This window comes from Streptomyces sp. NPDC059785, from assembly GCF_042732375.1.
Taxonomy (GTDB): domain Bacteria; phylum Actinomycetota; class Actinomycetes; order Streptomycetales; family Streptomycetaceae; genus Streptomyces.
The window spans coordinates 1-14,257 of record NZ_JBHWHV010000045.1; the positions used below are offsets into that span (position 1 = coordinate 1).

13 protein-coding genes and 1 pseudogene are annotated in these 14,257 nt (G+C 72.8%); 7 read left to right on the forward strand and 7 right to left on the reverse strand.

Annotated elements, in window-relative coordinates; translation table 11 throughout:
* Nucleotides 1-128: pseudogene (locus ACFV6E_RS29130) on the forward strand (2-oxoacid:ferredoxin oxidoreductase subunit beta); the annotation flags it as partial.
* Between the two features lie 136 nt (nucleotides 129-264).
* Here the strand turns inward: ACFV6E_RS29130 and ACFV6E_RS29135 are convergent.
* Entirely contained in the window at nucleotides 265-630 is a 366-nt protein-coding gene (locus ACFV6E_RS29135) for a winged helix-turn-helix transcriptional regulator (protein ID WP_385160552.1), read from the reverse strand.
* 157 nt (nucleotides 631-787) lie between these two features.
* Between ACFV6E_RS29135 and ACFV6E_RS29140 the strand changes: the two genes are divergently transcribed.
* The 3 genes from ACFV6E_RS29140 to ACFV6E_RS29150 all read left to right on the forward strand — a co-directional run bounded on the left by ACFV6E_RS29140 (nucleotide 788) and on the right by ACFV6E_RS29150 (nucleotide 3,952).
* Nucleotides 788-1,645 carry an SDR family oxidoreductase gene (locus ACFV6E_RS29140; RefSeq protein WP_385465620.1) on the forward strand — a complete coding sequence of 286 codons (858 nt, stop codon included), beginning with the start codon at nucleotides 788-790 and terminating at the stop codon, nucleotides 1,643-1,645.
* A 194-nt stretch (nucleotides 1,646-1,839) separates the two neighbouring features.
* Nucleotides 1,840-2,850 carry an EamA family transporter RarD gene (rarD, locus tag ACFV6E_RS29145; protein ID WP_385160530.1) on the forward strand — a complete coding sequence of 337 codons (1,011 nt, stop codon included), beginning with the start codon at nucleotides 1,840-1,842 and terminating at the stop codon, nucleotides 2,848-2,850.
* Nucleotides 2,851-3,001: 151 nt separating this feature from the next.
* Nucleotides 3,002-3,952, forward strand: a complete 951-nt coding sequence (locus tag ACFV6E_RS29150; RefSeq protein WP_385160528.1) for a M28 family metallopeptidase — start codon at nucleotides 3,002-3,004, stop codon at nucleotides 3,950-3,952.
* A 77-nt stretch (nucleotides 3,953-4,029) separates the two neighbouring features.
* Here the strand turns inward: ACFV6E_RS29150 and ACFV6E_RS29155 are convergent, their stop codons facing one another.
* Nucleotides 4,030-6,291 (reverse strand): hypothetical protein, encoded by a 2,262-nt coding sequence (locus tag ACFV6E_RS29155; protein ID WP_385465623.1) that lies wholly within the window; start codon nucleotides 6,289-6,291, stop codon nucleotides 4,030-4,032.
* A 402-nt stretch (nucleotides 6,292-6,693) separates the two neighbouring features.
* Between ACFV6E_RS29155 and ACFV6E_RS29160 the strand changes: the two genes are divergently transcribed.
* Entirely contained in the window at nucleotides 6,694-7,245 is a 552-nt protein-coding gene (locus ACFV6E_RS29160; protein WP_385160524.1) for a DUF6668 family protein, read from the forward strand.
* Nucleotides 7,246-7,448: 203 nt separating this feature from the next.
* Entirely contained in the window at nucleotides 7,449-8,081 is a 633-nt protein-coding gene (locus tag ACFV6E_RS29165; protein WP_385465626.1) for a flavodoxin family protein, read from the forward strand.
* Here ACFV6E_RS29165 and ACFV6E_RS29170 read toward each other — a convergent pair.
* From ACFV6E_RS29170 to ACFV6E_RS29185, 4 genes are all read right to left on the reverse strand, one after another.
* Complete coding sequence (locus tag ACFV6E_RS29170) at nucleotides 8,071-9,027, reverse strand: ABC transporter permease (protein WP_385465629.1); 957 nt, start codon at nucleotides 9,025-9,027, stop codon at nucleotides 8,071-8,073. The genes ACFV6E_RS29165 and ACFV6E_RS29170 overlap by 11 nt on opposite strands.
* Nucleotides 9,014-9,979, reverse strand: a complete 966-nt coding sequence (locus tag ACFV6E_RS29175) for an ATP-binding cassette domain-containing protein (protein WP_385160518.1) — start codon at nucleotides 9,977-9,979, stop codon at nucleotides 9,014-9,016. Before ACFV6E_RS29175 ends, ACFV6E_RS29170 begins: the two co-directional genes overlap by 14 nt.
* A gap of 59 nt (nucleotides 9,980-10,038) precedes the next feature.
* Entirely contained in the window at nucleotides 10,039-11,319 is a 1,281-nt protein-coding gene (locus ACFV6E_RS29180) for an outer membrane lipoprotein carrier protein LolA (protein ID WP_385160516.1), read from the reverse strand.
* A 222-nt stretch (nucleotides 11,320-11,541) separates the two neighbouring features.
* On the reverse strand, nucleotides 11,542-12,363 hold the full coding sequence (locus tag ACFV6E_RS29185; protein ID WP_385465632.1) for a CHRD domain-containing protein: 822 nt from the start codon (nucleotides 12,361-12,363) through the stop codon (nucleotides 11,542-11,544).
* 66 nt (nucleotides 12,364-12,429) lie between these two features.
* Here ACFV6E_RS29185 and ACFV6E_RS29190 point away from each other — a divergent pair, with 66 nt between their 5' ends.
* Nucleotides 12,430-12,558: a hypothetical protein gene (locus ACFV6E_RS29190; RefSeq protein WP_385160512.1), complete on the forward strand. Its 129-nt coding sequence runs from the start codon at nucleotides 12,430-12,432 to the stop codon at nucleotides 12,556-12,558.
* A 177-nt stretch (nucleotides 12,559-12,735) separates the two neighbouring features.
* On the opposite strand, the gene ACFV6E_RS29195 is transcribed toward ACFV6E_RS29190, so the two are convergent.
* On the reverse strand, nucleotides 12,736-13,746 hold the full coding sequence (locus ACFV6E_RS29195; RefSeq protein WP_385465636.1) for a polyprenyl synthetase family protein: 1,011 nt from the start codon (nucleotides 13,744-13,746) through the stop codon (nucleotides 12,736-12,738).
* Between the last annotated feature and the right edge of the window lie 511 nt (nucleotides 13,747-14,257).

Genomic DNA, 14,257 nt, shown 5'->3' on the forward strand with positions numbered 1-14,257 from the left:
GCGACACCGACCGCCCCGTCTACGACACCCAGATGGCCGACCAGCTCGACACCGCCATCGAACACAACGGCAAGGGCGACCTCGCCACCCTGCTGGCGGGCGGGGACACCTGGACCGTCGTCGGCTGAGGGGACGCGGACCACGCGCATGGCCTGGCGGCGGGCGCACCCGCCGCCAGGCCAGTCGCTTCAGACCTGCCGGCTCAGGCCAGTCGTCGCTTCAGACCTGCCGGTTCATGCCAGTCGTCGCTTCAGACCTGCCGGTTCATGCCTGCCGCTTCGCGGTGTCGTACCGCTCCCGGGCCGCCACCACCTGGTCCATGCGCCGCTCGGTCCAGCCGGCCAGGGCGCGCACCTGCTCGGCGGCCTCGCGGCCGAGCCCGGTGAGGGAGTAGTCGACGCGGGGCGGGATCACCGGCTTGGCGTCGCGGTGGACCAGCCCGTCGCGCTCCAGCGTCTGGAGGGTCTGCGTGAGCATCTTCTCGCTGACCCGGCCGATACGGCGGCGCAGCTCGCTGAACCGGTGCGAGCGGTCGAGGAGCGCGATCAGCACGAGCACGCCCCACCGGCTGGTCACGTGCTCCAGGACCAGCCGGTGGGGGCACATCTGATCACCGTCGCCACCGAACATCGCGCTGCCGGAAAGCGGCGGAACCGGCGGAACCGGCTTCTGCGATATCTCTTCACTCACCTTCATGCCAGTACCTTACTTTGAAGTGGGTACTTTCCCGCAGTTAGTGCCCGCGTTAGCGTTAGTGCCGAAGCTACCGCCAAGGGAGAAATCAGCCATGAGCATCGTCGTCACCGGAGCCACCGGCCACCTCGGCCGCCTCGTCATCGACGGACTGCTGGAGCAGGTCCCGGCCGCCGAGGTCGTGGCCGTCGTCCGCGACCGGGAGAAGGCCGCGCCCCTCGCCGAGCGCGGCGTCGAGCTGCGCGTCGCGGACTACAGCGCTCCGGAGACCCTGAAGGGCGCCTTCGCCGCGGGCGACAAGGTGCTGCTGATCTCCGGCAGCGAGGTCGGACAGCGCGCCGCCCAGCACCGGGCCGTGATCGACGCCGCGAAGGAGGCGGGCGTCGCACTGCTCGCGTACACCGGCATCCTGGGCGGGCCCGAGGCCGACTTCGAGCTGGCCGCCGAGCACAAGGTCACCGAGCAGGCGATCCTCGACTCCGGGCTGCCGTACACCTTCCTGCGCAACGGCTGGTACAGCGAGAACTACACCGAGAACCTCGCCCCCGTCCTGGAGCACAGCGCGGTCGTGGCGAGCGCGGGCGAGGGCCGGGTCGCCTCCGCCGCGCGCGCCGACTACGCCGCGGCGGCCGTCGCCGTACTGACCGGCGAGGGGCACGAGAACCGGGTGTACGAGCTGAGCGGCGACGTGGCCTGGAGCTTCGCGGAGTACGCGGCCGAGCTGAGCGCGCGGACCGGCAAGGAGATCGCGTACAACAATGTGCCCGCCGAGGTGCTTCAGTCCATCCTCACCGGCGCCGGGCTGCCCGAGCAGTTCGCCGCGATCCTGGTGGACGTGGACGCGGCCATCGCGCGCGGACGCCTCGCCCGTACGGACGGCGAGCTGGCCCGGCTCATCGGCCGCCCGACCACGCCGATCGGCGACTCGATCGCGGCGGCGCTCAAGGGCTGAGACCTGACCCCGCGCCAGGCCACCTCGCCCGGCCACCTCGCCCGGCCACCGCGCCCGGCCGCCGCATCCGGCCCGGGTGTCCGCACGCCCCCGTCCGTCATGACCGTATGCCGATACGGACATGACGCGCGGGGGCCCTCGGCGCTACCTTCGGGAAGGCTGCACGCGGGCAGCCTGAGGACAGGGAGGTGCCGGTGACCGGGCAGTCGAAGGGCGAGCAGCGGACAGGCCTGCTGAACGGCTTCGCGGCGTACGGCATGTGGGGTCTCGTGCCCCTCTTCTGGCCCCTGCTGAAGCCCGCCGGGGCGGTCGAGATCCTGGCCCACCGGATGGTGTGGTCCCTGGCGGTCGTCGGCGTCGTCCTGCTGGTCATGCGGCGCTGGGCCTGGCTGGGCGAGCTGCTGCGCCAGCCCCGCAAGCTGGCCCTGGTCACGGTGGCCGCCGCGGTGATCACGGTCAACTGGGGCGTCTACATCTGGGCCGTGAACAGCGGCCACGTGGTGGAGGCGTCGCTCGGCTACTTCATCAATCCGCTGGTCACCATCGCGCTGGGCGTCCTGGTCCTCAAGGAGCGGATGCGGCCCGCGCAGTGGGCGGCGGTGGGCGTCGCCTTCGCGGCGGTGATCGTGCTGACCATCGGCTACGGCCGGCCGCCGTGGATCTCGCTGTGCCTCGCCTTCTCCTTCGGCACGTACGGGCTGGCGAAGAAGAAGGTCAACCTCGGCGGCCTGGAGTCGCTGGCCGCCGAGACGGCGGTGCAGTTCGTGCCCGCGGCGGTCTATCTGCTGTGGCTGAGCGCCCGCGGCGACTCGACGTTCACGGCCGACGGCGCGGACCACGCGGCGCTGCTGGCCTCGACGGGCATCGTGACCGCGATCCCGCTGGTCTGCTTCGGCGCCGCCGCGATCCGCGTACCGCTCTCCACGCTGGGGCTGCTCCAGTACCTGGCGCCGGTCTTCCAGTTCCTGCTCGGGATCTTCTACTTCCACGAGGCGATGCCGCCCGAGCGCTGGGCCGGGTTCGCGCTGGTCTGGCTCGCGCTGTCGCTGCTCACCTTCGACGCACTGCGGACGGCGCGGCGCGCGGCGCGGGCGCTCGGTGCGGGGGCCTCCGCATACGGCGGTACCGCCGAGGACAGGACGACCGCGGCCGAAAAGACCGCGATCGCCGCCGACTCCGCATTGCGAACGTCTGTGACCGAATAGCGCTCTTGACCTCACGTCAGTCCCGGCTTCACCATCCAGGCACCCCATTCACTGTGGAATCCCGGACCACCCCCGGGTCAATCCCGGACCACCGTCCTCGCACGACCCAGGAGCGTGCCCGGGATCCCGACGGAATTCGGAGCCCCCCCACATGAAGCTCTCCGTTCCCGGGCGTGCCTCGGCCACCGCGGTCGTCACCGTCGCCGCGCTGCTCGCCGGCGGGTCCATAGCCGGGGCGGCCCCTGCCGCGAGACCGGCAGTGGCCGCCGCGCCCGACCTCCCCGTGGCGAACGTCAAGGCACACCTCGCCCAGTTCCAGTCCATCGCCACCGCCAACGGCGGCAACCGCGCGCACGGCCGCACCGGCTACAAGGCGTCGCTCGACTACGTCAAGGCCAAGCTGGACGCGGCCGGGTTCACCACGACCGTCCAGCAGTTCACGTCCAGCGGGCGCACCGGCTACAACCTGATCGCCGACTGGCCCGGCGGCGACACCGGCCAGGTGATCATGGCCGGCTCCCACCTGGACAGTGTGACGGCGGGCCCCGGCATCAACGACAACGGCTCCGGCTCGGCGGCGGTCCTGGAGACGGCCCTCGCCGTGGCCCGCGCGAACTACCAGCCCACCAAGCATCTCCGGTTCGCCTGGTGGGGCGCCGAGGAACTCGGCATGATCGGCTCCCGCACCTACGTCAACGGCCTGTCGACCACCGACCGCTCCCGGATCAGCGGCTACCTCAACTTCGACATGATCGGCTCGCCGAACCCCGGCTACTTCGTCTACGACGACGACCCCACCATCGAGAAGACCTTCAAGGCCTACTTCACCGGGATCGGCGTCTCCACCGAGATCGAGACCGAGGGCGACGGCCGCTCGGACCACGCGCCCTTCAAGAGCGCGGGCATCCCCGTCGGCGGCCTGTTCAGCGGCGCCGACTACATCAAGACGACCGCCCAGGCGGCGAAGTGGGGCGGCACGGCGGGCAAGGCGTTCGACGCCTGCTACCACTCGTCCTGCGACACCTCGTCCAACATCAACGACACGGCACTCGACCGGCACGGTGACGCCCTGGCGTACGCGGTGTGGGAGCTGTCGGCGTAACACCGCACGGCCGCTTCGGGCCTCCGGACACCGTACGGCGGCCCGGGGCGGTCCGGTTCCGCCCCGGGCCCGCGCGGTCACCGCTCCGAGCGGCGCGGGTTACGGGTGTACGGGTTGCCCGAGAGGGCGCGGGCGCGCTCGGTGAGGCGGCCCATCCGGTTGCGGGCGCTCTCCAGTTGCTCCGAGTCGTCGGCGGCGGGCCCGCCGTCGGCCACGAGCTCGCTCCACACGCCGATCAGGTCGCGCCCGAGCTGGAGCCCCTGCAACGGGTCCCGAACGGCGCGCCAGGCCGCGGCGGCGCTCTGCACATTGCCGTACGCGGCACCCTGGTCGGACTGGCGCCTGCGGAGCCGGGCGAGGTCGAGGGAGAGATGGAACGACCTGAGCGCGTCACCGGCCAAGTAGGCGATGTATGCGGTTAGTTCGCGCAGCTTCAGCACCTCGGGGTGTTCCGGGTTCCAGGTCGCGGACGCCTCGGCTATGGCCTGCTCGGCCATCCCCGCGGCCTCCTCGATCCGGCCCTGCTTCACCGCCTCGTTGATCTGCGCGACGGACCCGGCGAACGGCGAGGGCGCCGCCCCGTCCGCGTCCTCGGCCTCCCCCTCCGGCGCCAGCACCGCCTCGGCCACCGCGTCGAACCCGCGGGCCGGGGTCGGCTTGGGGTCCGGCTCGGCCTCGAACTCCGGAAGCGGTTCGAGAACCGGCCGCGGCTTCGAGGCGGACGCGGACGCGGACCGTACGGAGATCGGGGCGGGCTCGGGGAGCGGAGCGGGACCGGCATCCACGCCGGCACGGGCACCGGGACCGGGACCGGGAGCGGCCTGCCGGGTCGGGTCGGCCTTCGGTTCGCGGGCGGCCTCCGGTGCGGGGTCGGCCTCGGAGACGTCGGTGCCGCCGGAGATCGGGGTGGCCTTCCACTCCGGGGCGGGCTGCGGTTCCGGGTCCGTCTCCGTCTGGATCGTCGGGATGAGCCCGGACGAGGGCGGCACCTTCCACTCGGGGGCGGAGTACGGCTCGGACTCCCGCTCGAACGCCGAGCGGCCGTCGTCCCCGGACACCGCTTCAGGCGCGAGGTCGGACGCCGACTTGGACTCCGGCTCGGGCTCGGACTTGGGCTCCGGCTCGGTCGTCGGCTCGGGAGTGCGGTCCGACGCCGGTTCGGGGGCCGGGTCCTGGACGGCCGGGGGCGGGACCCACGCCGAGCCCGTCCCGGGCGGCCGCGGCGGCTCCCAGGCCACCGGGACCTGGGGAACCTGCGGAGTCTCGGGGCGGGGCAGGGGTTCGAGCGCCGCCAGCGGCACCATGTCGGTGGCGGGACCGAACTCCCCCGTGGGCGGCACGACGGTCCCCGGAGGCGTGCCCTGAACGGACGCGGGCGCGGGCGCGGCTGCCGACGCCGGTGCGGCCTCGTCGTCGGCGTCGGTGTCGGCGTCCGGGGACGGTACGGGGCCACCCGGCGTGGTCAGCGGGAGACCTGGCTGACCGGGCTGACCTGGCTGACCGGACCGGCCGGCCACCGGCCCGACGGCGCCCGCCGCGGACTCCGGTACCGCCCGCAGAACGTACGTCGAGGCGCCCGGACCCGGCCGCGGCGCGGAGCCCTGTCCGGGCCTCGCGGCCGCGTCGCCGCCCGCCGCCGGTTCCGGCTGCCGCGCCCGCTTCGGCTCCGGCTCCGGTACGGCACGCAGCGGGAACGTCGGCGGTGTGACGGCGGCGGGCGCAGGACCCTCCAGCGCGCGCAGGACATGCGTGGCCTTGTCCCGCCGCGGCCCGGACGGCACGGCGTCCCCGGCACCTACACCGGCACCGGCACCGGCACCGGCCGGGACGTCACTCGCGGCCGGGACGTCACTCGCGGGCGGCGCGGGCGGCCGGGGCGGGACGACCGCGGCACCCTCCGGGCGGGCCGCGGGTACGGGCCCCCGCGCGCCGGAGGACCTGTCCGACGGGCCCGCCCCCGCCCCCACCCGGACCGGTTCGCCCGCGTACTCGGTCGACCCGTCGACGTACATCTGGAGGGGAACGACGTAACCGATGTTCTCGTCGTGGACCCGGGCGAGGACGGGGTGGCCGGTGGCGAGGGCGATGCGGTGGAGGTAGTTGAGGACGGCGTCCTGGACCGCCTCGCCCGGAGCCGCGACGACCGGCATCCCGCCGACCGTCGGCCCCTGCCCCGCCGCGGCCCGCCCGCCGCTCGCGGCGACGGCGGCCACGGGCACATGGACCTCGATGGGGGCCACCGCGGCCCCGGCCCCGGCCCCCGCACCGGCGGCGGCCGAGGCCGACTGCCGCTGCTCCCGCTTGAGTTCCCGCTTGTGTTCGCGGCTGAATCGAGACATCAATTCCCTCACTCGGGTCGGTCAGCGGAGGAAGGGGAGGACGACGGGCCCGTACCCGGACGTGCCGGTTCCCGGAAGACACAGGCTCGCGGGTGTGTGTCGGGTCTGCCGTGGCGCCCCGCGACGAGGGCACGGCGGGGCGGCGCGCCGGTTTCGAACCTCGTACGCATCAACCGTTCCTCCGTCGTTCTCACCGCGGCGGTGCGGTGGAGGGGCACCGTGCGGTTGCCGCAGCGGTGACCGTACCGTCCCAGGTGATCGTGCCTGTGGGTTGAGTCTCGCGGCTCTCCCCCGTTTCCTGGGTAACCAGGGCGTCACAGGCTCGTCCCAAGGGGCCGACGCCCCGTTACCGGGTCCGTCGGGGCACGGGGAAGATCGATGGCGACGACGAGGAGTGTGGCGATGCAGGGGATGGCAGGGCAGGGGGCCGAGGGGCCCGAGGTGTGGATCCGCGGCCCGGTCGCCGGGGCGGGGCCGCAGCAGTCACCGCCGGCCCAGGGCGCCGTCACCCCGCGGCGGTTCGCCTGGGTCGCCACGCACGGCGGCGCGGGCGCCACGACGCTCGCCGCCGTCTTCGGCGGCCACGACGCGGGCCGCAACTGGCCGCGGCCCGACGCGGGCGAGCCGGGCTCGGTGCTGCTGGTGGCCCGTACGCACGCCGCCGGGCTCGACTCGGTCGCGCACACCCTGGAGACCTTCCGGCGGGGCGAGGCACCGCCGCAACTCGACCTGGACGCGGTCGTCCTGGTCGCGGACGCGCCCGGACGGCTGCCGCGGCCGCTCGCCCAGGGCGTCAAGGCGATCGAGGCGCTGGTCGACGTCTACCACGTGCCCTGGGTGCCCGCGTGGCGCCTCGGCGACCTGGCCGGGGAGCCGCCGCGCGAGTGCGCCCCACTGGCCCGGCTCACCGGCGCGGGAGCGGACCCGGCGACCGGCAGAAAGGTTTCCCGGTGACGGAAGCCTGACGCCTGGCCGCTGCCCACTGGTCCCTGGCCCCTGACGCCTGACGCCGGGCCCCTGACGCCTGCCCCCTGGCGCCTGGCCTCTGACGCCTGGCCTCTGGCCCCTGGACGACGATTGGATGCGCGTGCATATACTGCACGCGCATAAAGCCGTCGCGCGCCGGCCATCGCGCGCCGACCGTTCGGAGGGTCACCGTGTCCCGTTCCTTCCTCTTCCTCCTGGGCAGCAGCCGCACCGGCGGCAACACGGAGCTGCTGGCCCGCCGGGCCGCCGAGCAGTTGCCCGGCGACGTGGAGCAGCGGTGGCTGAACCTGGCCGAGCCGGCGCTGCCCGAGTTCGCGGACCTGCGGCACGACAGTGACCACGTACGCCCCACGGAGGGCCCCGCGGGCCTGCTGCTCGACGCCACGCTCGCGGCGACCGACATCGTCATCGCCTCGCCGCTGTACTGGTACTCGGTCTCCGCGCAGACCAAGCGCTACCTGGACCACTGGTCGGGCTGGCTGCGCACGCCCGGCCTCGGCTTCAAGGCGACGATGGCCGGGCGGACCCTCTGGGGCGTGACGGCCCTGGCGCACCGGGAGGAGGAGGTCGCCGCCCCGCTGGTCGGCACGCTGAACAACTCGGCCGCGTACATGGGCATGCGGTTCGGCGGCGTGCTGCTGGGCAACGGCAGCAGGCCCGGGGACGTACTGGGCGACTCGGCGGCGCCGGCCCGGGCGAAGACGTTCTTCTCCGGGGAGCCGCCGTTCGCCCGCTTCCCTTACGAGAGCGCCGAGCAGGCCGCGCAGGTCACGGGGGTCACGAGGGCGGCCGCTACGCCGTGATGTCCTTGGCCGTGAAGCGGGCCCACGCGGCGGAGCCGAAGACGGCCGCGTAGAGGGCCTGGAGCTCCAGGTTCCGGATCAGGTCGTCCCAGTACACGGGCTCGCGCATCAGGTCGGCGAAGGACAGCCAGTAGTGCGAGAAGAAGTACGGCTGAAGGGCGTGGAGCTGCGGGATCTGGTCGAGGATCTGCACCGTGATCAGCAGGCCGACCGTCGTCGCCATCGCCGCGATACCGCTGTTGGTCAGGGTCGAGACGAAGAGGCCGAGGGCCGCCACGCCGATCAGCGACGCGGCGACGAGCAGCGCGATGAAGAAGGCCCGGCCGAGCCCCTCGGCGAAGGTGATCCGGGTCCCGGAGATCGTCGTCAGCTCGCCCAGCGGGAACAGCACCGCACCCGTCACCAGCGCCGAGACCGCCACCACCAGCGTCGCCACCAGGCAGAACGTCATCGTGGTCGCGTACTTGGTGATCAGCAGCCGGGTGCGGCCCGCGGGCGCGACGAGCAGGTACCGCAGGGTGCCCGCGTTGGCCTCGCCCGCGATGGCGTCGCCGCCGATGACCCCGATCGCCATCGGCAGGAAGAAGGGCAGCGTCGCGGCGAGCGCCGTGAACACCAGGAACAGCCCGTTGTTGGTGACCTGGGAGATGAAGGCCGGGCCCGGTCCGCCCGCGCCGTCCGCACCCGCTCCGTCACTGGTCTCGATTTTTACGGCGACACCGATGAGCACCGGCACGGCGGCGAGTACGGCCAGCAGCGCGAGCGTCCGCCAGCGCCGGAAGGTGGTGACGAGCTCGCTGCGGAACAGCCCGAGGCTCCAGAGCGGACTCGGCGCCCGCACGGCCGACGCGGCGCCCGCGCCCGTCCGCACGGCCGACGCGGCGCCCGCGCCCCCCGCCGGGGGCTCGGGACGAGCGGCTGTCGATACGTCCTCAGCCCGCGACATCGAAGCCCTCCCCGGTCAGCGCCACGAACGCGTCCTCCAGGGAGGCCCGTTCCACCGTGAAGCCGCGGACCCGGACCCCCGCCGTGACCAGCGCGGCGTTGAGGTCGGCGAGTTCGCGGTCCGGCGGTTCGGCCGTCACGCCCGTCTCCGTCACGACGAGGTCGGTCACACCCTGCTCCTTCAGGACGCGGGCGGCGTCCCCGGGGTCGGGGGTGGTCACGACCAGGCGCCCGCGCGCGCCGGCCGCCAGTTCTCCCACCGCGCCCTGCGTGATCAGCCGCCCCTGCGCCATCACGGCCGCGTGCGTGCACACCTGCTCGATCTCGTCGAGCAGATGGGAGGAGAGGAAGACGGTGGTGCCGTCCGAGGCCAGCTCCCTGACCAGGGCGCGGATCTCCCGCATGCCCTGCGGGTCGAGACCGTTGGTCGGCTCGTCCAGGACGAGCAGGCGGCGCGGCTGGAGCAGCGCGGCGGCGATCCCCAGCCGCTGCTTCATACCGAGGGAGTACGCCTTGGCCTTCTTGCCCGCGGCGGCCGTGAGCCCGACCCGGTCGAGGGCCGCCGCCACGCGCGTACGCCGGGTGCGCGGGTCGGCGGCCGGGTCGGCGGCGTCGTACCGCAGGAGGTTGTCTCGCCCGGAGAGGAACCCGTACAGCGCGGGCCCCTCGATGAGGGCGCCCACGTGCGGGAGCACGGCGCGCGAGGCCCGGGGCATCGGCCGCCCCAGTACGCGCGCCGTGCCGGACGTCGGCTCGATGAGCCCCATCAGCATGCGGATGGTGGTCGTCTTGCCGGAGCCGTTGGGCCCGAGGAAGCCGAAGACGCTGCCCGCCGGGACGGTCAGGTCGAGACCGTCGACGGCGAGCTGTCCACCGCGGTACCGCTTGGTGAGCGCGCGCGTGGCGATCACCGTGTCCCCCGGCGCGGATTCCGCGGCGGACAGTCCCTCCATGCGCTCCCTCGTCCTCTCGTCCTCGCGCTATCGCATGCGTGCCGCCCGTACGGGACGGGTCACTTCGCGGCCGAGTCCGCCGCCTTGACCAGCGCGTCCTTGGTGACGGCGCCGGCGTACACCTTGCCGTCGTCCGTCATGAGCACGTTGACCAGGCGGGTCGAGAAGACCGTGCCCGAGCCGAACTTGCCGCTCACCTGGTCGCCGAGGGAGCCGAGGAACCCGGAGAGCTGGCTGCCTCCGGCGGACTTTGAGGACTCCGATGCCAGGCCCTGGCCGCCCACGTTGAACTCGGCGATGGTGGTCCAGCCCTCGCCGGTGGTCTTCACCCCTTCGAGCCCCTTGGCGAGCCCTTCACCGGAGGCACCGGAAGCGCCGGAGGTTCCGGGCTTGCCGGACTTGTCGGACCACTTGTGCGCCTTGTCTCCGCCGCCGGTGCCCGCCGCGTCCTCCTCCTCGGTCACCTTCGCGCCCTTCGGCGGGGTGAAGTCGAAGGTGGAGGCGGCCGGCTTGGCGAAGTCGACCTGAGTGAAGCCCGCGTCCACGACGGCCGCGCCGCCGCTGGACGGGGTGAGCGTGAACTTCAGCGGCGTACCGGTCTTCGCGTCCACCGCGACGGTGATCGCGCCGACCGTGGAGCCGGACTGCTTCGGCTCGATCAGCAGCTTGTAGGCGTCGCGGCCCGCGACCTGGGCGGTGCCGTCGACGGTGACCGAGGTGGTGTCGTCGGCCGCCTTCAGGGCTTCCTCGGCGAGCTCCTTGGGCGTGGCGGGGACGTCCGCCGCCTCGTTCCCCTTCTGGTCCTTGCCCGCGGCCCCCGTCTCGGGGGCGGTCGCGTGGTAGACCTCGTTCGACTCGCTGTCGTAAGCCCAGACGTCGCCGCCGTTGTGGATCACGCTGTACTCGGCGGCCTTGTCGAGCAGCGAGACCTTGGCCTTGTCGGGGCCGTCGGCGGCGACGTGCAGCGTGTGCGTGCCCGAGGCGAGCTCCGTGAGCCTGGTCGACGGGTCGGCGGAGGAACCGCCCTTCCCGCCGGCCGAGCCCGGGAGGAGACCGCTCTCCAGACCGCCCAGGCTGGGCAGCCCGAGGTCGGTGCTGATCTTGACCGTGCCGGACAGCCGCTGGGTGTCCGACGCGGCGATCTTCTCGATGAGTTGCTGCGCGGTGATCTCCGGCAGATCGGGGTCGCCGGAGTCGGCGAGCGCCGGGACCAGCCCGATGGTCGCCGCCGCCACGCCCACCACTGCGACCGGGACGACGTACCGTGCGGCCCTGCGTCGGCCCGCGCGCACGTCGTCGGCCTCGTCGGTCAACGGGTCCTCGGATTCGTACGGTGCCATGTGTGCCCTTACCTCCGTCGTCGGCGGCGGCGTGCAGTCACTGTGCCATCCACTCCTCAGCCGCCATTCTCACCCGAATTGATGAGGAGTGGTGCTTTCCATCTGACCAAATCGGCCAGCGTGAAGCGTCAGACCCGGGACCCAACTCCGCGTACTGCTCCGGTATGACACCGGCGGACGGCGCCTCCCCCGCCCCTTAGGGGTCCGGCGCCCGGTCCCGGCTCAGTTCCGCACGAAGACGTAGTCGGCCCGGTAGGGCACGCCCACGACGGCGCCCGGCGTACAGCTCCCGGACGGGGCGACCCCGCCGACGGTGTTGAGCCGCAGGATCTCCGCGGTGTCCGCCAGCAGCCCGTGGTGCCGGCCCGACTGCGTCGCCTTCAGGTCCAGCTCCGGGATGTTCCCGTCACCGTTCGGGGTCTTGGTGATCACCGCGCCGGTGACCGCGCTGCGGTCGGGCGCGATCCATTGCGGCGTACCGGAGTCGGGCCGCACGAAGGAGTGCCTGATACGGCCGCCGAGCACGGCGCTGACGTCCCGCTGGGCGAAGGCGTACCCGCCGCCCTCGGCCTGCTTGCACTCGTAGATCTGCTCGCCCTCGACCACGGACGCCTGGAAGTTGCCCAAGGCGTGCCGGAAGTCGAAACCGGTGGTGACGCCGTGGAGCTGACCGCGGACGGCGCCGCCCGGAAACTCCGTGGTGTGCAGATTGGCGTAGAACGCACCCGGGTCGCTCTTCAGTTTCCCCAGCAGCGCGGCGTCCTCGACCTTCACGGTGCCCCTGACGCTGTGCCCCTTGGCCCTGGTGAGCAGCCCGGTGAAGTCCACCTTGACGCCGCCGTTGCTGCCCCTGGCGCCCTGGTGGATGTGGAGCATGGTGGGCTTGCCGGTGCCGCGCCAGGTCACGGCGACGGACACCTTGTCACCCCGCACCTCGACGAACTCCAGGGCGGCGCCGTCCTTGTCGCCGACGGCGGGCCCGCCCGCCACGGGCACCTCGTTGGCCCCGCGGAGCGCGGCGGCGAAGATGACGCCCCGGCGCACGCTCCCACTACCGCTCTCACTCCGCGCCTCGACCGCCTGGCTGGGCACCGCACCCGACTGCCCTTCGTGCCCTTCGTGCCCGGCATGCCCGGCGTGCCGGGCGGCATGCTGACCGCCACCCCCGGCGGCGCCCGGAAGAACGGCGGCGGTGGCGACGACACCGGCGGCGGCGACAGCGGTCAAGCCGACCGGTAAGAGCCTCCTGCGCCGCCTCACATCACCGACACCCTCGGATCGCTTCATTCCGATTTCTCCCCGTATCCCGGCCGACGCCCCCTGCGTCAGCTTCTGTACGGCAATACGGAACGGATCTCACCTTGGACTCAGTCCAGGCATGTGACCTGCACCACAGCGCGCCCCTCGAGCCCCGGCTCAGCCGGCCCGGTGCACCACCGCGTCGCAAAGATCCACCAGCGCCGCCTTGGCGTCGCACTCCGGGAGCGGTACGAGGGTGGCCCGGGCCTCCTCCGCGTAGCGCACGGCGTCCCGGCGGGCCTGCTCCAGCGCGGGGTGGACCCGCAGCCGGGCGAGGGCCTCGGCGTGCCGGGCGTCGTCGGCGAGGTCGGAGTCGAGCAGCTCGCTCAGCGCGATGTCCTCGGGAAGCCCGAGCCGCTCCACGCGCTCGCGCAGCCGCAGCACCGGCATGGTGGGGATGCCTTCGCGCAGGTCGGTCCCCGGCGTCTTGCCGGACTCGTGCGAGTCGGAGGCGATGTCCAGCACGTCGTCGACGAGCTGGAAGGCGACCCCGAGGCGCTCGCCGTACTGCGTGAGCACGTCGACGACGGTCTCGTCGGCGCCGGACATCATCGCGCCGAACCGGCAGGCGACGGCGACGAGGGAGCCGGTCTTGCCGCCGAGCACGTCGAGGTAGTGGTCGATGGGGTCGCGCTCGTCACGCGGTCCCGCGGTCTCCAGGATCTGCCCGGTGACCAGCCGTTCGAAGGCCTCGGCCTGGACCCGGACGGCCTCAGGACCGAGGTCGGCCAGGATGTGCGAGGCGCGGGCGAAGAGGAAGTCGCCGGTGAGGACGGCGATCGAGTTGTCCCAGCGGGCATTGGCGCTGGGCACCCCGCGCCGCACGTCCGCCTCGTCCATCACGTCGTCGTGGTACAGCGTGGCGAGATGGGTCAGCTCGACCACCACGGCCGAGGGCACGACACCCGGCGCGTACGGGTCGCCGAACTGCGCCGCGAGCATCACGAGCAGCGGCCGGAACCGCTTGCCGCCCGCGCGCACGAGGTGCTGGGCGGCCTCGGTGATGAAGGGGACCCCGCTCTTGGTGGCTTCGAGCAAACCTTCCTCGACAGCCGCCAATCCGGCCTGGACATCGGCTTCGAGAGCCTGGTCCCGCACGCTCAGCCCGAACGGCCCGACGACGGTCACGAGAGGTTCTCCTGTCTGCTGACGATCACATGGCGAACTCGGTCGATCATTCGGTCGATGACACGGTTTGTCGATGTGTCGCTGCCATCACTCAAGTCAGCGTATCCGGTCACGTTTCGATCACCGCGAGCGCCCACCCGCCCCCGTACCCCACTTCCCCCCGGCCGGAAGGCGCAGTCCCGTCCGGCCAGTAGTGGATCACGACCGGTATGCCCTTGATCTGCGACTTCGCCCCGACATGCACCGATTCACCAGGACGGATCCCCGCCCCCCTGGCCACCTTCTGCACAACCCTCACCCTCCCCGCCCACTCGCTGCCCCTTGATCATCACCGCTCCGCCCCCGCTCCCCCTCACCCCACCCCGTCGGCGCGCCCCGACCCCGACCGGGACCGGAGCCGCCCGCCCCCCGACTCAAATCGCATACCCGAACGACGAGTTAACGCCGTATCCGGTTTCACTCCACCCCCCGCAAACTCTTCGCCCGAACCAAAATGCCCGACTTACCCTCA

Excerpts from the sequence above, each read along its gene's own strand:
- ACFV6E_RS29155 (WP_385465623.1), bottom strand. The coding sequence starts at position 6,291 with ATGTCTCGATTCAGCCGCGAACACAAGCGGGAACTCAAGCGGGAGCAG.
- ACFV6E_RS29180 (WP_385160516.1), bottom strand. The coding sequence starts at position 11,319 with ATGGCACCGTACGAATCCGAGGACCCGTTGACCGACGAGGCCGACGAC.
- ACFV6E_RS29170 (WP_385465629.1), bottom strand. The coding sequence starts at position 9,027 with ATGTCGCGGGCTGAGGACGTATCGACAGCCGCTCGTCCCGAGCCCCCG.
- ACFV6E_RS29150 (WP_385160528.1), top strand. The coding sequence starts at position 3,002 with ATGAAGCTCTCCGTTCCCGGGCGTGCCTCGGCCACCGCGGTCGTCACC.
- ACFV6E_RS29175 (WP_385160518.1), bottom strand. The coding sequence starts at position 9,979 with ATGGAGGGACTGTCCGCCGCGGAATCCGCGCCGGGGGACACGGTGATC.
- ACFV6E_RS29140 (WP_385465620.1), top strand. The coding sequence starts at position 788 with ATGAGCATCGTCGTCACCGGAGCCACCGGCCACCTCGGCCGCCTCGTC.
- ACFV6E_RS29160 (WP_385160524.1), top strand. The coding sequence starts at position 6,694 with ATGCAGGGGATGGCAGGGCAGGGGGCCGAGGGGCCCGAGGTGTGGATC.
- ACFV6E_RS29135 (WP_385160552.1), bottom strand. The coding sequence starts at position 630 with ATGTTCGGTGGCGACGGTGATCAGATGTGCCCCCACCGGCTGGTCCTG.